Here is a 20012-nt window from a genome sequence, read left to right on the forward strand (position 1 = left end):
CATCCGGCCCGAAGGGTTTAGCGGCGCAAGCGAGCGTCACCCGCTTTGGCGAGGATGTGATCCGACAGGGCGGTGCGGGCTACCGGACAGGAGCATTTCCCTGTCGCGGCCGCGCGTCACCCCGCATCACCGAAAGTGGATCATGCCTTCGGTGGCTGGGCACCTACAAAAGGTTGAGGTCTCATCCGTCCGGAGGACGCGCAGAGCGTGAATCCGATGTGCGATATCGCACGCCATGGTTTCGTCAGAGATAGCCCCGCACCACCGGAGCGAGAGCCGGCGCGGCCAACGAAACGCCCGAAAGGAACAAGAGCCCGAAAACCATACGGCGCATGGTTTTCGGCGAAAGCGGCGGCGGCCAGCGTCGTGCCGCGTATGTGGCGCCCATCACGGCAGGGATCGCGAGAAGGCCCGACCACGTGGAGCCTGACGGCAAGCTCCCCGAGGCCGCCACGAGCCCGATGCGAAAGACCGCATTGAGCGCAAACACCGTCACCAATGTTTCACGGACCTTCACCATCGGCATCGGCTGACGATAGAAGTGGTAGACGAGAGGCGGACCGGCCGTGGAGAACATGCCGCCCATCAGGCCCGCGATTCCCCCGAAGAAGAGGAAGGACGGGTCGCCCGACTTCCATGCCAGCGGCTCGGGCTTGCGGGCGAGCTGAAGGCTCGAGACGACGATGGCGAAGCCGAGGAGCAGCCGTAGGAGATCGGCGCGCGTATCCGCCAGCCATTCCAGCAGCCAATAGCCCACGAAGAGAAGCGGGATGCTGGCTGCCATGACGAGCCAGAACTCCCGCCATGCCACGTCACGCCACCCCTTGGCGAGCATCTGGGCGGCATTCACCAAGCTCAGCACGCTCACGATCATCGCTGCGTCCGGCAGGGACAGAAGCCCCGTAAGGCCGACGCCTCCCATGGTGATCAGCCCGAAGGCGAACCCGGTCAGCGTCTGGAGGTATGCGGCAGCGCCGGTGAGCAGCAGGAAGCCCAAAAGCTCGGCAGCGGACATGCCTCAGAGGTTCCTCAGGCCGGCGAACAGCTCCGAGAACCGGGATCCGGCCCGATGGAAGACGGGCGGCTTGCCGTAGGGGGCCGCCACGGTGACGTCCGCTCCGCCAGGGTATGTCTCGCCGGACCAGACATGCACCCACTCGGCTCCTGCCGGAAGATAGGTGGTCCACTCCGTCCCTCCCGCCTGCCAGACGGGAGCGACGAGCAGGTCCGGTCCGTAGAGATAGGCGTCCTGGATCGCGTAGGTGCGGGCATCATCCTCGAAATGCAGGAACAAGGGCCGCTGAACCGGCAGGCCGCGCGACGAGGCCTCGGCCACGAGGGATTTCAGATACGGCACCAGATGCACGTAGACCTGCGTCATGCGGGCGAAGTGGCGCAGCACCTCGGGATCCTGATCGATCTGCAGGTTGTCGCGCGGGCGGTTGCCTTCATGGGTCCGCATGACCGGCGTGAAGGCGCCCATCTCGGCCCAGCGGATGATCAGTTCCGCGGTGCGGACATTGCCGAAGAGGCTGGTGTATCCTCCGATGTCCGAGTGGTGATAGGCGTTGCCGAGAAGACCCGATGAAAGCGCCCCGGAGATCACGGTTACGAGGCCGTCGTGCCGGGTGAAGTCGACCGACTGGTCGCCCGCCCAGAGCAGCGGGCAGTACCTCTGCACACCCGTATAACCGGCGCGCATGAAGAACAGGATCTCGCCGGTCTTGCCGCGGCTCTCCACGGCCCGCGCGTTGACCTCCGCCCAGAGGGTCGGCCAGGCGTTATGCATGAGCCTGGCATCGACGCCGTTTGTCAGGTGCACATCGATGGGCAGGTACTCGCCAAAATCGGCCATCCAGCCGGAGAGCCCGAAATCGATCATGTTCTGACCGATCACGCGCTCGGCGAACCACTCCACAGCATCCGGATTGGTGAAATCCACCACGCCACAATCGAACTCGCCGAAATCGACGAGGGCTGTCTCGCCCGCCTCGTTCTTCGCAAAGTAACCGGCCGCGTCAGCCTCTGGGAAAAGCGAGCCGTCGACGGCGAGATAGGGATTGACGTAGCCGAGGAAGCGGATACCACGATCCGCCATCTCGGCCAGGCGCTGGCGCAGACCCGGATAGCGCTCCTCGTTGGCCTTCCAGTCCCAGAACAGTCGGGCGCCGAACGATGTGTTGCGCAGACCCACCCAATCCTCACACCAAAGACCCGAGACTTTGGTGCCGGCCGCGATGATATTCTCGAGGCGCTGGTACGAGCGCGCCCCGTCCTTCAGGCCGATGATGGCGCCGCCATAGACCCATTCGGGCAGCGGCGGCTGACGCCCGAAGCGCTCGGAGAGCGCTTCGACGAGGGAGACGAAGCTCGGCCGGGCGGCCAGTTCGATCCGCTCCGGCACGGCCCAGACCTCGATCTCATGGAAGCCGTCACGGCGAAAGTCGAAGGCCGAATAGGCGGTGGTCTCCACATGCAGTGCATAACGCCGCGAGGAGACATAGGTCGGCTGCGGATAGTTCGTGTTCCAGTAATCGCCGCCGGACTTGCCGGTCACGTCCGCCTTGAAGGTGATCTCCGAGGTCTTGTCGCGCCCCACGCCGGGCTCCGACGTCCACAGGGGAAAGCGGCGGCCGCGCATGTCGAAATAGGACATCTGCTCGCCGCCGCCCCAGACATGCTCATCCGCATCGGCCTGGACCCGCAACCACACGCGGTTGACCGAGAGGTCATGGGCGTTGAAGAACACCACCGCGTTGCGCTCGTCGCCGGAAACCGTGAGCACCATCCTGGCTGGCTGGCCCTCGGCCGCGGAGAAGGCGATCTCGATCCCGTCCGAGGTTTCCGTTACCTCCGCGTGCCGAAGCGGAGTGCGCTCGACCACGTAATCCTCGATGTCGAAGTTGCCCCGGTACATGTCCATGCGTGCGTCTCCGTGGCCGACGAACAGACACGGCGCATCGCTGTGGTGATGGAGGACGAGCCTGCCGTCGAGGAGGAGATCGAAGCCGTTGGGCTGGGTCTGGATCTGCATGGAAGGTCTCAGTTCTGGGTCAGGCCGGCATCGACGATGAAGTTCGAACCGGTGCAGCCGGCACTCTCGTCGGAGGCGACGAAAAGGGCGAGCTTCGCCACATGGCTGGCGTTGAGGCGGAACTTCAGAGCCTGGAGATCGAGAAATTGCTGGTTCAATTCAGGCGTCAGCCAGAGTTTTTCCTGCCGCTCCGTGAGAATGGCCCCCGGCACGATGCAGTTGACGCGGATTCCGGAGGGGCCGAGCTCGCGCGCAAGGGTCTTCGTCATGCCGTTGATCGCCGCCTTGGCGGTGGTGTAGCCGACCATGCCCGGCCGACCGCGCATCCACGAGATCGAACCCAGCATGATGACCGAACCGCGCCCTCGCTCGGCCATGCCCTTCGAGACGGCCTGGGTGGCGAAGAACTGGTGGTCGAGGTTGAGTGCCAGCGCCCGGCGCCAGTACTCCGGCTCGACCTCACCCAAGGCATGCCGGTCGTCCTTGCCCGCATTGTTGACGAGAACCTCAATGCCGCCGCTCTCGGCCTCGATCCGCGCCAGCACCTCGCGAAGTCGCGCGGTGTCCGTGACGTCGCAGGCGTGGAAGGCCGCGCCCGTCGCGGTGGCCAACGCCCCTCCCCGCTCCGCGTCGATATCGAGAAACGAAACCCATGCGCCCTGGGCCGCGAAGGCCTTCACCATTTCCTCGCCGATGCCGGATGCCCCTCCGGTAATGACCACGGATCGGCTCTCGAGAGAGCGGTACTGGACGGTCGCGTAATCGAAGCTCATCGAAACCTCGGGGTCAGACGGCAGGATCGAAGCGATACTCAGGAAGGCCTGGCACGTCGACCCGCATGGAAAACAGGCTGCCGGAATGCGGCATGGCCGCAAGCTCCGCCTCAGGGCGCTCGTGACGCGCGGAGGTGACGAAGAGCGTCTTCCGGTCGGGGCCGCCGAAGGCCACCATCGTCGGACAGCGGGCCGGGACAGGGTGCTCCGCGAGCAGGCTGCCGTCCGGCGAATAGCGCCGGATGCGCCCGCCCTCGAACAACGCGGTCCAATAGCAGCCCTCGGCGTCGACGGCGGCGCCGTCCGGGCGGCCGCGGTCGGTTTCGGTCGGGGTCAGGCGGATAAAGACCTGCGGGTCCGTCGCCTCCCCCGTTGCCGGATCGTAAGCGTAGCGCCAGACCGTGAAGGTTGGCGTGTCGGCGTGGTAGAGCGTATGCCCGTCCGGTGAGAACGCGACCCCGTTCGAGGTCAGCAGCCCTCTTGCAAGGGGCGCGAGGCCCCGCCGGTCATACCTGTAGAGATGGGCTTTCGCACCCGCCTTCGGCTCGTCGATGGTGCCGGCGAGGAAGCGTCCAGCCGGATCGACGCGGCCGTCATTGAAGCGGCTCGTGCCCTGATCTTCAGGATTGTCGGCGAGCTTGCGCTCAGGGCGCCCCTGCCCGTCCAGCAGCCAAAGCCCAGACCGCAGGCCCGCGATGAAGCCGCCACCCTTTCGGAACCCGATGCAGCCGATGTCCTCCGGCACCGGATACGCCACATGCCGCCCGCTCTCGGGCTCGAAACGATGGATCGCCCTGCCCTTGATGTCGACGAAGAACAGCGCCTGCTCCTCCTCCGACCAGATCGGGCATTCACCGAGCTGCGCCCGCACATCGAGCGCGACGGACAGGGTCATCTCACGTTCCTCAATAGGCCGCAGCCGGAGCAGTTTGCTGCACAGGCTGGTCGCGCAGAGCACCGAGCCAATCGGTGGCGCGTCCCGCCATCATGGCAATATCGGACGCAATCGCCGCGAAATCGTAACCGTAGCCGATGAAGCGCCGGACCATTTCGGGATTGGGACCGACAATCCCGACCGGTTTGCCGGCCCGGTGCGAATCCTGCGCTGCCTTCTCGATAAGCGCCTGCACCTCGGGATGGGCGATGTTGCCGATATGACCCATGGCGGCCGAGAGATCGCCAGGTCCGACGAAGAGGGCATCGACACCCGGCACGGCCGCGATCTCCGGCAGGCGTTCGATCGCCTCTGGCGTCTCGAGCTGCACGATCACCGCGATCTCGTCGTTGGCGCGCTTCAGATAGTCGGAGGCCCGACCGAAGCGGGAGCCGCGATGGACCGCCGCGACGCCGCGCACGCCCTGCGGCGGATACTTGGCGAACGCGACAGCCTGACGGGCCTCCTCGGCATTCTGAACGAACGGCACCATGATGGTCTGCGCACCCGCATCGAGAACGCGCTTCACGAGAACCTGATCGTTCCATGCCATACGCACCACCGCGTCTGCCGGGGTGCATCCGATGGCGCGCAGGATATGAGTTAGATCGGAGACCTCGATCGGCACGTGCTCCATGTCGACCACCAGGAAGTCGAAGCCCGTGTAGCCCATGGCCTCCGCGGTGGCGGGCGCCGCCGCCATGAGCCAGGTGCCGAGCGGCGGCTTGGGACCGGCGCCCTGGAGCCAGCGCTTGAAACGATTCTCGATGTCGATCATGGCAGCCTCAGAAGATCACGGGCTCGGCCACAGGGCCGGGCGCGCTCAGGAAATCGAAGTCGCAGCCTTCATCCGCCTGCGAGACATGGCGCTGGTAGAGTGCCGCGAAGGAGCGGCCATAGACCGGCGCCGTGGGCCTCCACTCGGCCCTGCGTCTCTCCAGCTCGGCTGGATCAACGCGCATGTCGATCCGCCCGGCCTCCACATCGAGCTCGATGAGGTCGCCGGTCTTCAGAAGACCGAGGGGTCCACCTACCGCGGCCTCCGGCGCAACGTGGAGAATGCAGGTGCCGTAATGGGTGCCGCTCATGCGCCCGTCGCAGATGCGCACCATGTCGCGCACACCCTGCTTCAGGAGCTTCTTCGGAATCGGCAGGTTGCCCCATTCGGGCATACCGGGTGCGCCGACCGGGCCCGCATTGCGCAAGACGATGACGCTGTCCTCGGTCACGTCGAGATCCGGGTCGTCGATGGCCTTGTTCATCTCGGCCGGGCTGTCGAAGACGATGGCCGGGCCCACATGCTTGAGGAACCTCGGATTGGCGGCCGAGGACTTCATGACGGCGCCGTTGGGTGCGAGATTGCCGCGCAGCACCGCGAGCGTCTTGCCCTTGGAGAGCGGCACGACCGGGTTGTCGGGACCGCGGATCACGTCGTCGTTCCAGCAATCGGCCTCGGCGATGTTCTCGCCCAGCGTACGACCGTTGACGGTCCGGGCGTCGGGATCGAGATGCGCCTCCAGCTTCCGGAGCATCGCCAGGAGTCCGCCGGCGAAATAGAAGTCCTCCATCAGGTACTCGCCCGACGGGAACAGGTTGGCACAGACCGGAACCTTCCCGGCCATCTCCGACATGTCGTCGAGGGTCAGGTCCACGCCCGCCCGGCGCGCCATGGCGATGAGGTGGACGGCCGCATTGGTCGAGCCGCCGAGCGCCATATAGGCCACGAGGCCGTTCCGGAAGCTTCTCGCGTCGAGGATGCGGGAGGGCTTCAGATCCTCCCAGATCATCTCCATGATGCGCTCGCCGCAGGCCGAGGCCATGCGCGGATGGCCGCTGTCCGCGGCCGGAATCGAAGACGCGCCCGGCAGGGTCAGGCCCATGGCGTCGACGATGGACGTCATGGTCGAGGCTGTGCCCATGGTATTGCAGGTGCCGATGGAGCGCGTCATGCGGCTTTCCAGGTCGACCCAGTCTCCTTGCGTGATGTTGCCGGCGCGCAGCTCGTCCCAGTATTTCTTGGTGTGCGTTCCCGCTCCGGTCTTCACGCCTCGCCATTGCCCGTTCGACATCGGACCGGCCGGGCAGAAGATGACCGGAATGTCCATGCTGATGGCGCCCATGAGCAATCCGGGCGTGGACTTGTCGCACCCGCCGAGCAGCACGGCGCCGTCGACCGGATGGGAGCGCAGGAGCTCCTCGGTCTCCATGGCCAGGAAGTTGCGGTAGAGCATGGTGGTGGGCTTCACCATCACCTCGCCGACTGAGAGCGCAGGCAATTCGACCGGATAGCCCCCCGCCTGCCACACGCCGCGTTTCACCGCCTCGGCCCGGTCACGCAGGTGCGAATGGCAGGGGCTCATATCGCTCCACGTGTTGAGGATCGCGACGACGGGCTTTCCCAAGAATTCCTCGCGCCGCATGCCCATTTGCTGGGTTCGCTGGCGGTGAGCGAAGCCGCGCATGTCGTCGGACGCGAACCAGCGCTGGCTCCGCAGTTCCGCGAGAGATCGGCGTGTCATGGCTGAAATCCTTATCCCTTGATGCCGCCGGAGGTCAGGCCGGACACGACGCGCTCCTGGAAGATCACGATCAGAACCGCCACAGGCACGATCCCGACCACGAGCGCCGCCGAAATGACGGGCCACGGGAAGGCGAACTCGCCCTGATAGAGCGTGATGCCCACCGGCAGGGTGCGCAGCATCGGATTGGAGTTGAACGACAGGGCGAGCAGGAACTCGTCCCAGGCGTTGACGAAGGCGAGAATGCCGGCGGTGAAGACTCCGGGCGCCGAGAGCGGCACCACCACCTTAAACAGGGCGCCGATGCGGGTGCAGCCGTCGATCATGGCGGAATTCTCGAGATCGCGCGGGATGCCCTCGAAGAACGACACCAGGATCAGGGTGCAGACCGGCAGGCTCAGCACCGTATAGGGCAGGATCAGCGCCACCCAGGTGTTGAGGAGGTTCAACGCCCGCATGATCTCGAAGAGCGGCACCAGCAGGGTCACGAGCGGGAAGGTCGAGACCGCGATGATCGCCGAGAGGATCAGGTCCCGGGCCCGGAGCTGAAGCCGCGCCAGGGCATAGGCGGCGAGCACCGATATGAACAGGGTGAGCGCCGTCGAGAGGATCGCCACCATGAAGCTGTTGAACAGGAACAGCAGCAGCGGCTGGTCCGTAAAGGCCCGCAGGTAGTTCGCGATGGTCGGCGCATGAGGCAGCCAGGTGATCGGCTTGGCCGTCAACTCGGCCTCGGTCTTAAGGGAGGTGAACAGGATCCACAGGGCGGGGAACATGCCGTTCACGACCAGGATGAGGCCGACCAGGATCCGCAGCGGCGTTCCGGAAAGGAAGGAATGTTGGGTGGGCGCTTCGGCGTTCATGGCTGTCACCCCTTGGCACGGATCATGCGCAGATAGACCGCCGTCACGCACATGGAGAGCGCGAACATGACGACCGCGAGCGCCGAGCCGTAGCCGAGATCGAGGAAATCGACGGTGTTCTGGTGGATGTACATGGCGAGCGTTGCGGTGGAGGTGCCGGGGCCGCCGCGCGTCATGGTGAAGGGAATGTCGAAGGTCTGCAGCGCCGTGATGGTGCGGAAGATGAGCGCCACGACGATGGCGGGCTTCAGGAGCGGCAGGGTGATCTCGAAGAACTGGCGCATGCGCCCTGCCCCATCGACCTCGGCCGCCTCATAGAGCGAGCGCGGAATGGTCTGAAGGCCCGCTAGGATGATGAGCGCCATAAAGGACGAGGTCTTCCAGATGATCGTCAGGCAGATCGCCGCGAAAGCCCAATTGGCCGAGTTGAACCAGATGACCCCTTCGAAGCCGAGCCGGCGCAGCACGTCGTTCACCACACCGTATTCGGAGTGGAAGAACCAGGCGAAGATCAGGCCCGCGAAGGAGAGCGGCAGCGCCCACGGGATGAGGAGCGACAGGCGGACCGGCCACTTCGTCTTGAAGGGAAGATTCGCCATGAGCGCCATGGCGAGGCCGACGAACAATGCGCCCGGCACGGTGATGAGGGTGATGAGCACCGTGTTCCAAGTCGTTTCCCAGAACACCGGATCATCGAGCATCAGACGGTAGTTCTCGAGACCGGCGAACTCCGCCGGAACACCGGAGGTCAGGGACAGATTCTGGAAGCTCGTCCAGACCAGGCGACACACCGGGTAGACGATGATAAGGGCGAGCAGGAGCGCCGCCGGCGCCAGGAGGAGCACCGCAAGGGTGCGCTCGCTCGGATCGAGGAACCGCGTCCACCACTTGGTGGCGCTCTCGTTGTGCGTCGGGACGACGCTCGTTTCGCTGGCCGTTGCCATCGTCGTGTTCCTGCCGGGGTGCAACGTGTGGGGACGGACGCGGCATCGCGTCCGCCCTTAGAGGATGATGAGCGCGATCAGCGCAGGACGCGCCGCAGCCGTCCTTCCATCTGGTCGGCGGCCTGTTCCGGCGTGGTCGTGCCGGCGAGGACTGCGTTGACCGAGGTGCGGATGATCTCACTGACCTCGTTGTAGCGCGGCGTGACGGGGCGAGCCTTCGCGGTCTCGACCACGGGCTTCGCCTCCGCGAACCACGGCACCGCCTTGGTCACGTCCGGATCGGTGTACTTGTCGGCGAAGGCCGGCAGCAAGGCGGCGTTGATCGCCATGAACTCCGAGGTCTCGGGGCTCGACAGGTACTGCACGAATTTCTGCGCTTCGGTCTTGTTGTTGGAGTAAGCTGACACGCCCCACTCCCAGCCGCCGAGGCAAGAGGCCGGCTGGCCACCCGCAACCGCCGGAAGCTTCACGACGCCGACCTTGTCCTTCACGGCGGATTCTCCACCTTGGAACTGACCCCAGGCATAGGACCAATTGACGGCGAACAGCACGTTGCCGGCCTGGAACTCTTTGCGGGTGTCGTCGGTGGCGACCTCGGCGATGTTTTTCTTGGCGACGCCCTGGTCGACGAAGTCCTTCCACAGCTTGAACGACTTCACCGCCGCGTCCTTGTCGAAGGACAGCTTGCCGTTGGAGACGAGGTTCTTGCCCATGCTCCAGTACGGCAGCAGGAAGGTGCAGACAGCGCCCTCGATGGCTTTGCCCTGAAACGAGAGGCCCTGCAGGTTCGGGTCCTTCTCGGCGTCCATCACCTTCTTGGCGGCGGCGGTCAGCTCGTCCCAAGTCGTGGGCGGCTTGACGCCGTGCTTCTCGAGCAGGTCCTTGCGGTAGTAGAGGAACATGGCATCGGCGAAGGCGGGCAGCGCCACGACCTTGCCGTCAACGGTGTTCGCCTCGGCATAGGCTGGAAGATACTGCTTCATCGCCGCCTCGGCGTTGTTGCCGAGCACGTCGTTGAACGGAACGGTCCAGCCCGCGGCCGCGTACTGCGCCGGGCGGATCACGTCGAGGATCATGACGTCGAGGGAGGTATCCTTCGCGGTCATGACCGTGTTGAGATACTGGGCCTGAGCCTCGGACGTGTTGCCGCCGGTCTCGATGGTCACCTTCACGTTCGGGTTCTTGGCCTCATACATGTCGAAGGCCTTGCGCCACACATCGGGGCGGTGCTGGCTGGAGACGAACACGCGCAGGTTCGTCTGCTGCGCCATGGCGGCGGATGCCGTCAGGCTGAGGGCTGCGCCGGCGAGCAGCCATGTCAGGGTCTTGGGTAGGCTCATCGTTTCCTCCGTTGGGTTCTTAAGGATGCCGGTTCCTTGCCGACATCTCGCTTTTCACTCAGGGCCGCTCAGTTCAGCGCCCGCTCCGTCGCCGCATCGAACAGATGGATCCGCGAAGGATCGACACCGATGGACAGGATCTCGCCGGGCTGGGGTCGCATCTCCGGCGCGACGCGCGCGGTGAGCGTGGACGAGCCGAGGGCGAAATGGATGAGCGTGTCGGAACCAAGCGGCTCGACGACCTGCACGCGACCGGAAAGCTGACGACCCTCCTCGGCCGCACCGAAATGCTCGGGACGAATCCCGACAATGATGTCACGCCCCTCGAGAGCTGTCGCCTTGCCGTTGACGCGGCCGTCGAGCGCGATCTCGGCGCCGCCGTCGAACGCGATCCGGCCGCCGCGGACGGTGCCTTTAGCGAAGTTCATCGCGGGAGATCCGATGAAACCGCCGACGAAGACGCTAGCCGGGCTGTTGTAGACCTCGTCCGGCGTGCCGACCTGCTCGATCTCGCCACCCTTCAGGATCACGATCCGATCGGCGAGGGTCATGGCCTCGACCTGGTCGTGGGTCACGTAGATGATGGTGGTACCGATCGCCTGGTGCAGCCGCTTGATCTCGGTCCGGACCTGCCCGCGCAGCTTGGCGTCGAGGTTGGAGAGCGGCTCGTCGAACAGGAAGACCTGGGGGCGGCGCACGATGGCTCGGCCCATGGCGACGCGCTGGCGCTGCCCGCCCGAGAGCTGGCTGGGCTTGCGCTCGAGAAGCTGGCCGATTCCGAGCATCTCGGCGGCCTGGGCGATGCGAGGCTTGATCTCCGCCGCCGGCACGCCGCGTACCTTCAGGCTGAAGGCCATGTTCTCGTAGACGGTCTTGTGCGGGTAGAGCGCGTAATCCTGGAACACCATGGCGATGTCCCGTTCCCGCGGAGGCAGCTTGTTCACTACCCGCTCGCCGATGCGAATTTCGCCGCCGCTGATGCTCTCGAGGCCGGCCAGCATGCGCAGGGTCGTGGATTTTCCGCAGCCGGACGGCCCGACGAGAACCACGAACTCGCGGTCGGCGATCTCCAAGTCGATGCCCTTCACGATGCGAAGGGCGCCATAGCTCTTCTCAAGCTTGCGAAAGCTGACTGAAGACATGTTCCTCACCTGTTCCTGGCGGGCCGTGATCCGGCGCGGTTCGATTCACCGAGAAGGCAACCGGAGCGCCTATCACTGATCGATTAAGGTTATCATAGCGCTACGATGAATTGGCCGCAAGAGCGGAAATTGAAGGCATAATTTCAGCCTGCAGAATAAGCCTCGGATGCTATCCTATTGGAATGTCGTCGAATCCGTTCTATAAATGCTATTAGCTCATTTCAGAGCGCTGCGAATTTTAGAGAGGTTCTCGTGGATACAGGCGGCAGCTCAGCGCAGGTTCGCCTGACGCGCAAGCGGCGGAAAATGCAGCGCGTCACCATGATGGACGTGGCCAAGCTGGCCCAGGTCTCTCCTTCAACGGTCTCCCTCTATCTCCGGAAACCGGAGGCAGTCTCCCCCTCCGCCGGTCAGGACATCGCCCGCGCGATCGATGACCTGGGCTATGTGCCGAACTTGGTGGCCGGCGGCCTCGCGGCCGCTTCGTCAAAGGTCGTGAGCATCATCGTACCGTCGATCCGCAACGCATTCTTCGCCGAGACCGTAGCGACGCTTCAGGCCGAACTGGCATCGGAAGGCCTTCAGGTGCTCTTGGGCCATACCGACTACGGAGAAAATCAGGAAGAAGCGCTTGTCCGGACCGCCCTTTCCTGGGCGCCGGCCGCAATCGTTCTCACGGGGCTGAGCCATAGCCTGGGCACAAGCAAGCTTCTCAAGGCCAGCCGGGTTCCGGTCATCGAAATGTGGGAACTCGGCGGCGAGCCGCTGGACATGGCGGTGGGGTTCTCCCATCCCCAGGTCGGCGCGTCTGCGGCCAGGCACCTGCTCTCGAAGGGGCGCCGCAACCTCGCCTTTCTGGGCGCCCGCATGCATGAGGATCACCGCGCCGAGCAGCGTGCCGCCGGCTTCGCAGAGGCTGGAAAAGCCGGCGATGCCTCCATCTGCGAGATCGTCAACCATCCCGGTGCCGCGACGGTCGAGGCGGGAGCCCTTCTCCTGAATCGGGCGCTCCAGCAGGTGCCGGACCTCGACGGCGTCGCCTGTTCCAACGATCTCATTGCGCTCGGCGTTCTGTTCGAATGCCAGCGGACAGGCATCGCCATTCCCGAAAAGATCGCCCTGATCGGCTTCGGCGACCTCGACTTCAGCGCGTCCTGCGTTCCTTCGCTCACGACGATCCGACCGTCGGGCGACCTCATCGGCAAGGAGGTGGCGCGCCTGATCCTCGACAGCATCCACGGATCACGTCCTGAAGGCGCACGTCGCATCGTCGACACCAGCCACGTGCTGATCGAACGGCGGAGCACCTGATTTGCGCCCTACTCCCAGGCCGCTCCGCTCAGGGCGTCGAGGGGAATCTTGAGGTAGCGCCGCCCGTTCGTCTCCGGCTCCGGCAGCCTTCCGGCTCGAATATTCACCTGGAGCGCCTGCAGGATCAGAACCGGCATGGGCAGCGTCCGATCGCGGGCCTCACGCAAGGCCACATATTCTTCTTCCGTCCTCGCCTTCGTCAGATGGATGTTGTGAGCCCTCTGCTGTGCGACGGTGCTTTCCCAGGCCGGCTCCCGTCCCTCAGGCCGGTAATCGTGCCCCGTGAACAGTCGCGTATCGTCGGGCAACTCCAGGATGCGCCGGATGCTCCTCCACAGCGCCCGCGCAGAACCGCCGGGGAAGTCCGCACGGGCTGTCCCGCTGTCCGGCATGAACAGCGTATCATGGATGAACGCGGCGTCTCCGGTCCGATAGGCAATGGAGGCAAGCGTATGCCCGGGCGTGAACATCACCTCCACGTCCATGTTGCCGATCTTGAAACGCTCACCGTCGGCGAAGGTGCGGTCCCACTGCGAGCCGTCGGCCGGAAAGTCCTCAGGTAGGTTGTAGAGGTCCTTCCAGAGCTTCTGGACCTCGGTGATCTTCTCCCCAATGCCTGTGCGCGCGCCCGTCCTCTGCTTCAGGTACGCTGCGGCAGAGAAATGGTCAGCATGCGGATGGGTGTCGAGGATCCATTCCAGGTCGCACCCCTCGCGCTCCACATAGGCGAGAAGTTCGTCTGCGGAGCGCGTGGCGGTGCAGCCGGACTTCGGGTCGAAGTCGAGGACCGGATCGATGATCGCGCAGCGCTTCGTCTCCGGGTCCGCAACCACGTACTGGATGCTGCCGGTGCGCTTGTCGTAGAAACCTTTCACGATCGGGGACGGCGGCGATGAGGCCATGGGAATGACTCCGGGAGCATGGACGAAGGGGAAATCAGCCGTCGGCAGCGGGGGCGGTCTCCCCGAGAAGCTGCTGCGGAGGTCCGGACGGCAAGGAGATGCGCGCCAGCAGGAGCCCCGCAACCATCGCTGTGACGAAAACGAAGATCGTCCAGGGACCTGCGACGAGATCGACGAGCGCCGGGCCCGGGCACAGTCCGACCAAGCCCCAGCCGAGCCCGAAGATTGCCGCGCCCGTGAGCAGACGCGGATCGACGTCACGACGGGACGGGACGTCGAGCCTCGGCGCAAGAACCGGCGCCCCACGGCTTCGTGAATAGGCGTAGCCGAGCGCGGAAACCGCTACGGCTCCGCCCATGACGAAGGCGAGACTCGGGTCCCAGCGGCCGAATATATCGAGAAACGCCAGCACCTTCGCCGGATTGATCATCTGGGAAATCACGAGCCCCAAACCGAAAATGAGGCCAGATGCGAAAGCGGACAGGATGATCGCCATGGCCTATGCTCCCAGCAGGTGACGGGTCACGAGAACCGTGACGATCGCAGTTGCCGTGAACACCGCCGTCGCTACGATCGATCGGGGCGAGCCGCGGCCGACCCCACACACCCCGTGACCGCTCGTGCAGCCGGCGCCGAGGCGCGTGCCGAAGCCGACCAGGAAACCTGCAATAGCAAGGACTGGAACCGAAGCTTCGACGGTGATGGGCGGGATTGCTCCTCCGAAAGCGCGATAGATGACAGGGGCCAGCAGCAGTCCGGCCAGGAAGGCGATGCGCCACGAGACGTCGCCGCGCGAGGGCGGGAGGAGTCCGCCGAGAATGCCGCTGATGCCGGCGACACGGCCGTTCAGGATCAGAATAAGAGCCGCGGAACCGCCGATGAGCATGCCGCCGACAAGTGCGGAAACAGGCGTGAAATGGTCCATCTCGATCTCCCGCCGGTCGTAAATCTTCTGACGTTCACGACTCCTTGGCAATCTGCTGCTGTCGGCAATAGAGGGCATGCAGGGTCGCGAAGAGTTGCTCGATCCGCGGATCGGCGATGCGGTACCAGATCGTCTGGCTCTCGCGCCGGAAGGTGACGACCCCCTCGTCCCGCATCTTGGCAAGATGCTGAGACAGGGCCGATTGCGACAGGCCGACGGCTTCCGCAAGGGTGGTGACATTCGCCTCACCCCATTCCACCAGCTTGCAGAGGATCATCAGGCGCCTCTCGTTGGCGAGCGCGCGCAGGATGTTTGCGACCTCCGTCGCATTCTCCTCAAAGCTCTCCAGATCGAAACGTAGGGTTGTCATCACGCCATCCTGCCGGACACAAAATTAGACCTTTCTAATATAATGGCAAGTCTCTCGACTGCAAGATGGTCACGGAACTGTGTCGCTCGCGGGGTCGTTCCTTCACGATAAAGAAGGAGAAGATCCTATGGTTGCAAGCAGCGTCGCGCGGGTGCCGCTCCATACGAGTGCAGAGGCCAACCGCAGGATCGAAGCGCAGATCGCCGAGAGCGTCCGCTGGCATGCGGCTCACCCTGAAGGGATCGACCAGCGCCTGCAGGAGCTCGACGAGGAATGGGATATCGAGCGGATGCTGCAGGCCAACGCCTCGACACTCGCCTTCATCGGCGTTGCGCTCGGCGCCACGCTGGACCGGCGCTGGCTCGCTCTCCCAGCCCTTGTGACCGCATTCCTGTTCCAGCATGCGATCCAGGGGTGGTGCCCTCCCCTGCCGATCCTGCGCAATTGGGGCTTCCGCACCGAGCACGAGATCGATACGGAGCGCTACGCGCTCAAGGCCCTGCGCGGAGACTTCGGACCCATTGGACCTGGACCGCACAACCGGGACACGCGCGCGAGTCATGCGCTTCAGGCTGCCCGGCTCTAGACCCGGAAATTCGGCACTGCATTGTCTGGCGACGGATCGATTCTGCCGAGCGCACGCCGGAGCGCATCGAAAACTTCGCCGTCACCTGCCATACCGGCTCCGTCAGCGCGGCCTGACGCCCGGCTCGCTGCCAGCCGCGAACACGAACTCGACACCGGCCTGTTCCAGGGCCGCCCGTACCGACTTGGCGCTCCTGTCGCGTACCGAGAGCGTCCCGTCGCTCGCTTCGATGCGCTTGACGGTCATCGGCGACACGCCAGCCGCCTCGGCCAGTTCGCGGACCGACCAGTTGACCAGTCCCCGCGCCGCACGGACCTGCTGGCTCGTGATCGACGGCTCGATCTGGAAATCGAGCAGCGGGGAGCGCAGTGGCGGCAGTGGCTGGCTCGACGGTGCCAACCCGGTCTCCTCCACATGGTGGAGCCACAGCTCGTCCACCGTGATGCGTGCCAGATTGCTGAGCAGGTTCATCTGCCGGGGCGTGAAGTCACGGGGCACGTGATCGACTATGCAGATGGATCCGATGCGGATCCCGGGCTCGGTGACGAAGGGCGCACCGGCATAGAAGCGCAGCGGCGGATCGGCATTGACATAGGGATGCGAGACGAAGCGGCCGTCTCTCCCCGTGTCGGGAACCACGAAGACCTCGTCGTGCATCACGGTGTAATTACAGAACGAGAGGTGCCGCGGTGCCTCGACCAGTCCCGGCTTGGTCCCGCTTTTGATCCACGCCACATCCTTATCGAGGAAGACCATCAGCACGACCGGTACCTGAAAGAGCCCCTGGGCAGCGGCGCAGATGCGATCCAGGCCGGCCGGGAGAGCTCCGTCGAGAATTTTCAGGCGGCGCAGCGCCTGCAGGCGCTCCACCTCGTTCGGTGGCATCGGAAAGGTCATTAGCGGGAGACGGACTTTGGAAGGAACCAACGTTCCTGTTGAATATCGGACTCAACCAAAGGTATCCAGCCCCAAGTCGACCCCGTCGCGGCGGGAGATGTCGCACCGTGCTCCCGTTCGATCAGGGGCGAGTGGAAAGATGGTCCTTGCCAGGGCCGGCCGATCGAGGCGCCAGCTTCCGGATAATCGCCTTCACATGCTCCCTCACGACCCGATCGCCGGCATCCTCGCGCTTGGGGTCCTTGGTGCTTTGCGTCATGAGGCCAACTCCGACGGTCCAAAGGGAACAGACACTCGATACCGCCACGCTATTCCGGCGACCTGGGACTTTATGTGCTCACGCGCACGCCCGTTCGGGACAAGCCATTGCTGCACCTAACTCTTTCGGGGGATCTTCGAGGTGATGCCATTCAGATGCCGAACCAATGACGCCGTCCGGGACACAGGTTCGAACCGGAAGCATCGGTCGGACCAATGATCGGCCCAAAAACTTCCCTGCTACGCTCGATGTGCTATCCATGTCGAATGAACGACGACTCCAAGGATATTGTCGAGCGGCTGCGCTCCACGGCCGACACGGCCCTCCCTTCCACCACAGGATTTACCCGTCTGAGCGATGACGCCGCACAAGTGCTTGCCGAAGCGGCTGAGGAGATAGAACGTTTGCGAGAGGAACTTTCGGCAGAAAAGCCGAATGGCCGCATGCCAGGCCAAGGCGCAGCGCCGACGGCCTGAGGGATAGCGCCGGGGGCCACCGCATCACCGGCATTGCCCAATGACGCTGACACCGATTCGAGGAAGCATCCGTTGAGTGATCACGTGGAATATTGGTGGGTCACCTACAGCGACGAGGTCCAGCCCGCCGAGGTGACTTTCCGCGGTGGAATTCCCGTGCACGCGCGCCTGATCGGGTCACGAGATATCGTGACGGCCAACCTGATCGAGCTCATGGAGCGCCTTCCAACCACTCCCAAACGAAGCTCCGAGCAGTTCCGGCCGCCCTCGCCACCTCCTCCGCGGCAGCCGACCAGCCCTCTCTGGCTCATCGGGATCATCCTGCTTACGCTCGTGTATTGGTTTTCCGGCTATCTCTTCGACGCCATCAAGTAGACTAGGATCGACTTGTTAACGGGAATCGTGCCATCCACCCGGCATGTCGAACGCGTCCTACTCCCGTGACACTACCGCCATTTCCGAAATCACCGGCGAGCCGGTGAGCACCTGGTCCGAGGAATGGCAGCACGAATGCGAAGCGCGGACCGTGCTCGCCCTTTCCAAGAGCGACCGCGAGTCGTTTTTCAACGGCTCCAAGGACGAGGACGGCAAGCGCAAGGAGCGCGGAATCATTGCCATTCGGGGTCCGAAGGCGGCCGAAGCGCTGCGCGGCTACATGGAGCGCATCATCGAGGCCCGGAGCCGAAGGACCTAAGCACGACGTCAGGTTATTTCAGGGCACCGATGCCGAGATCTTCACGGCGCTGCTGGTCGAGCAGGGATGACGCTAGCGCGAAGGCGTCGCGCGCACGAATGCAGCCGATCAGGTTGTTGCGGTCGTCGGGCGCAACGACCGCCAGGGTCGGACGGTCATCCGTCCGGAAGATGTCCACAACCTCCGCCAGGGTGGTCCGGGGCGTGATGATCGGAGCCGTCTCATAGACCAGCTCGGCCGCAACCACCGGCAGATCCTCGGCTTCGGCGTCGAGCGCCTCCACGAGTTGCGGATCGATCAAGCCGGCGAAACTGCCGTTGAGGCTGTAGACGGCAGTCCCACGCGCACCGGCGGTCGACACAGCCCGGCGGACGTCTTCGAGGCCGGCATTGACTGCGACCGCACGCTTGGGCGGCCTGATGATATCGCTGATGGCGGTCGTCTCGAGGCGAGAGACGTCATGCCCGCCTTCGATGGCAAGGCCGCGCTGCTGGAAACGCCATGTCGCGAAGGAATATCCGAACAGCCGGTCCGTGAGGAACGAAGCCGAGATCGCCCCGATCGCCACGACGATCGTTGCATCGAAGTCTCCCGTCGTCTCCAGGACCAGGAAGATCATTGCGAGGGGGCTGCCGATGACGCTGGCGCCCACCGACGCCATGCCGATGACGGCGCCGAGCGCGGGGCTCAGCGGCGGGGCACCGGGCACGAACGGCAGGAGCCACGCGAAAACCTGTCCCAACAGCGCGCCCATCATGAGCGATGCGCTGAACAGACCACCGCGGAACCCAGCTCCGAGGCTCGCAGCGGAGGCCAAGCCTTTCGCGGCGAGCAGCCCTAGCGCTTGGCGACCGGCAATGTCTCCGTTGACCGCATGCTCGATCGCCGCATGGCCGCTGCCGAGAACCGCCGGGAACCGCATTGAGAGCAGGGTGAGAAGCAGGCCTGCCGCTACGCGGCGCAGGGTTTCGTCCCCGACGAACCGCTTGAGGATGCGCTCCGTTGCGGAGACCAGAAGCATCACGGCGATCCCCATGAAGGCGGAGGCCCCGCCGATCAGCACGGCAAGCGGGTAGTCGGACCACAACGCGTTCGTGCCGACCTCGAGGCTGAATGGCTTCGTCGGCCCCGATACGAGCCAGATCATCAGGACGGCGGAAATCGCCCCGATGCCGATCGGAGCGAGGGTACGCTTCGAATAGGTCCCCAGCACGAGTTCATAGGCGTAGAGCATCCCGGCGATCGGCGCTCTGTAAGCCGCCGCGATGGCGGCAGCGGATCCGACGCCGACCAGGAGACGCAGGTCCGATCGAGGTTTGTTAAGCCGTCGCCCGAGGCGGCTTGCAAGGACCGCGCCGAGCTGCGTGACGGCAGCCTCGATCCCCACGGAAGCCCCGAAGGACACCGACGCGAGGATCGGGATCACGACCGCGGTCGCATCGTACCAGCTCATCCGGCCACCGCTCAGGGCATTGGCCTCCACGGCGTCGATCGGGTCCTTCGTCCGCCAGTAGGCGGTCAGGCGCGAGAGGACGGTGACCAGAATGGCGCTGCAGACGAGCGCAAGGGCGATCCGGACATAGGATGCATGGTCCGGGAGGGCGATCCTCCGCTCGGCCGCGAAGCCCAGCATGGCCCGCTGTGCGAAGACGACGAACTGTTGGATGCCGGCGACCATCAGCCCGGTTGCGACTCCGATCAGGATCGAAAGCCCGACGAGCCGGAAGGAGCCGGAAGGCTTGCGCAGATGCGAGAAGGCGGAGAAGCGCGTGCGGAGCCCAATCACGGCCAGCCCCTGGGGGGCCGTCGATCGTCTGCTCTGAAAGCGCGACCACTCATGGTGAGCCAAGCCTCGTTTCACCTTCGCATCCAGTGATGCGAGGAGCCATGTCGTCGTTCCGGAATGGGTTGGTACAGGCCTCAATAGGCCTCGGGAACGCCGCATGCAAGGGCCTGGGGATCGGCGAAGGAACCGCAGGTGAACAGATTTTACCTGTCAAGACCTGACGCCCCCGTTGCCGCGGAGCGGTGTTCTGGGGTGTA

Annotated in this window: 21 protein-coding genes; 5 read left to right on the forward strand and 16 right to left on the reverse strand. The window is 64.7% G+C overall.

Features of this window, described 5'->3' with window-relative positions; all coding sequences use genetic code 11:
• Positions 1-244: 244 nt before the first annotated feature.
• The 10 genes from DES45_RS09180 to DES45_RS09225 all read right to left on the reverse strand — a co-directional run bounded on the left by DES45_RS09180 (position 245) and on the right by DES45_RS09225 (position 11549).
• Complete coding sequence (locus tag DES45_RS09180; RefSeq protein WP_114769690.1) at positions 245-1015, reverse strand: sulfite exporter TauE/SafE family protein; 771 nt, start codon at positions 1013-1015, stop codon at positions 245-247.
• Positions 1016-1018: 3 nt separating this feature from the next.
• Positions 1019-3034: an alpha-glucosidase gene (locus DES45_RS09185; RefSeq protein ID WP_114769691.1), complete on the reverse strand. Its 2016-nt coding sequence runs from the start codon at positions 3032-3034 to the stop codon at positions 1019-1021.
• An 8-nt stretch (positions 3035-3042) separates the two neighbouring features.
• On the reverse strand, positions 3043-3807 hold the full coding sequence (locus DES45_RS09190; RefSeq protein WP_114769692.1) for an SDR family NAD(P)-dependent oxidoreductase: 765 nt from the start codon (positions 3805-3807) through the stop codon (positions 3043-3045).
• Between the two features lie 13 nt (positions 3808-3820).
• Positions 3821-4702 (reverse strand): SMP-30/gluconolactonase/LRE family protein, encoded by an 882-nt coding sequence (locus DES45_RS09195; RefSeq protein WP_114769693.1) that lies wholly within the window; start codon positions 4700-4702, stop codon positions 3821-3823.
• A gap of 10 nt (positions 4703-4712) precedes the next feature.
• Positions 4713-5519, reverse strand: a complete 807-nt coding sequence (locus DES45_RS09200; protein WP_114769694.1) for an HpcH/HpaI aldolase family protein — start codon at positions 5517-5519, stop codon at positions 4713-4715.
• Positions 5520-5526: 7 nt separating this feature from the next.
• Positions 5527-7260, reverse strand: coding sequence for an L-arabinonate dehydratase (gene araD, locus DES45_RS09205; protein ID WP_114769695.1), 1734 nt, complete (start codon positions 7258-7260; stop codon positions 5527-5529).
• An 11-nt stretch (positions 7261-7271) separates the two neighbouring features.
• On the reverse strand, positions 7272-8123 hold the full coding sequence (locus DES45_RS09210; RefSeq protein WP_114769696.1) for a carbohydrate ABC transporter permease: 852 nt from the start codon (positions 8121-8123) through the stop codon (positions 7272-7274).
• Between the two features lie 5 nt (positions 8124-8128).
• Positions 8129-9067: a carbohydrate ABC transporter permease gene (locus tag DES45_RS09215; protein WP_114769697.1), complete on the reverse strand. Its 939-nt coding sequence runs from the start codon at positions 9065-9067 to the stop codon at positions 8129-8131.
• Positions 9068-9144: 77 nt separating this feature from the next.
• The gene (locus tag DES45_RS09220; RefSeq protein WP_114769698.1) at positions 9145-10407 is read right to left on the reverse strand and encodes an ABC transporter substrate-binding protein; all 1263 of its coding nucleotides are present in this window, start codon (positions 10405-10407) and stop codon (positions 9145-9147) included.
• 68 nt (positions 10408-10475) lie between these two features.
• The gene (locus DES45_RS09225; protein ID WP_114769699.1) at positions 10476-11549 is read right to left on the reverse strand and encodes an ABC transporter ATP-binding protein; all 1074 of its coding nucleotides are present in this window, start codon (positions 11547-11549) and stop codon (positions 10476-10478) included.
• A gap of 306 nt (positions 11550-11855) precedes the next feature.
• Here DES45_RS09225 and DES45_RS09230 point away from each other — a divergent pair, with 306 nt between their 5' ends.
• The gene (locus tag DES45_RS09230) at positions 11856-12860 is read left to right on the forward strand and encodes a LacI family DNA-binding transcriptional regulator (protein ID WP_245571640.1); all 1005 of its coding nucleotides are present in this window, start codon (positions 11856-11858) and stop codon (positions 12858-12860) included.
• An 8-nt stretch (positions 12861-12868) separates the two neighbouring features.
• Here DES45_RS09230 and DES45_RS09235 read toward each other — a convergent pair whose 3' ends face one another.
• The 4 genes from DES45_RS09235 to DES45_RS09250 are packed head-to-tail and all read right to left on the reverse strand — an operon-like array spanning position 12869 to position 15057.
• Complete coding sequence (locus DES45_RS09235) at positions 12869-13762, reverse strand: MBL fold metallo-hydrolase (protein ID WP_114769700.1); 894 nt, start codon at positions 13760-13762, stop codon at positions 12869-12871.
• Between the two features lie 34 nt (positions 13763-13796).
• Positions 13797-14258 carry a YeeE/YedE family protein gene (locus DES45_RS09240; RefSeq protein WP_114769701.1) on the reverse strand — a complete coding sequence of 154 codons (462 nt, stop codon included), beginning with the start codon at positions 14256-14258 and terminating at the stop codon, positions 13797-13799.
• A 3-nt stretch (positions 14259-14261) separates the two neighbouring features.
• On the reverse strand, positions 14262-14687 hold the full coding sequence (locus DES45_RS09245; RefSeq protein WP_114769702.1) for a YeeE/YedE family protein: 426 nt from the start codon (positions 14685-14687) through the stop codon (positions 14262-14264).
• A gap of 34 nt (positions 14688-14721) precedes the next feature.
• The gene (locus DES45_RS09250) at positions 14722-15057 is read right to left on the reverse strand and encodes an ArsR/SmtB family transcription factor (protein WP_114769703.1); all 336 of its coding nucleotides are present in this window, start codon (positions 15055-15057) and stop codon (positions 14722-14724) included.
• Between the two features lie 127 nt (positions 15058-15184).
• On the opposite strand from DES45_RS09250, the gene DES45_RS09255 reads away from it, so the two are divergent.
• Positions 15185-15643 carry a hypothetical protein gene (locus tag DES45_RS09255; protein WP_114769704.1) on the forward strand — a complete coding sequence of 153 codons (459 nt, stop codon included), beginning with the start codon at positions 15185-15187 and terminating at the stop codon, positions 15641-15643.
• 102 nt (positions 15644-15745) lie between these two features.
• On the opposite strand, the gene DES45_RS09260 is transcribed toward DES45_RS09255, so the two are convergent.
• A complete protein-coding gene (locus DES45_RS09260; protein WP_170151437.1) occupies positions 15746-16528 on the reverse strand; it encodes a helix-turn-helix domain-containing protein in 783 nt (260 codons plus the stop codon).
• Between the two features lie 537 nt (positions 16529-17065).
• Here DES45_RS09260 and DES45_RS24755 point away from each other — a divergent pair.
• The 3 genes from DES45_RS24755 (at position 17066) to DES45_RS09270 (ending at position 17969) form a co-directional block, all read left to right on the forward strand.
• Positions 17066-17275: a hypothetical protein gene (locus tag DES45_RS24755; RefSeq protein WP_147282373.1), complete on the forward strand. Its 210-nt coding sequence runs from the start codon at positions 17066-17068 to the stop codon at positions 17273-17275.
• Between the two features lie 72 nt (positions 17276-17347).
• Positions 17348-17650 carry a hypothetical protein gene (locus DES45_RS09265; RefSeq protein ID WP_147282374.1) on the forward strand — a complete coding sequence of 101 codons (303 nt, stop codon included), beginning with the start codon at positions 17348-17350 and terminating at the stop codon, positions 17648-17650.
• 103 nt (positions 17651-17753) lie between these two features.
• Entirely contained in the window at positions 17754-17969 is a 216-nt protein-coding gene (locus DES45_RS09270) for a DUF7696 family protein (protein WP_245571641.1), read from the forward strand.
• 13 nt (positions 17970-17982) lie between these two features.
• On the opposite strand, the gene DES45_RS09275 is transcribed toward DES45_RS09270, so the two are convergent.
• On the reverse strand, positions 17983-19755 hold the full coding sequence (locus tag DES45_RS09275; RefSeq protein ID WP_170151438.1) for a chloride channel protein: 1773 nt from the start codon (positions 19753-19755) through the stop codon (positions 17983-17985).
• Positions 19756-20012 lie beyond the last annotated feature (257 nt).

The organism is Microvirga subterranea (genome assembly GCF_003350535.1).
GTDB classification, from domain to species: domain Bacteria; phylum Pseudomonadota; class Alphaproteobacteria; order Rhizobiales; family Beijerinckiaceae; genus Microvirga; species Microvirga subterranea.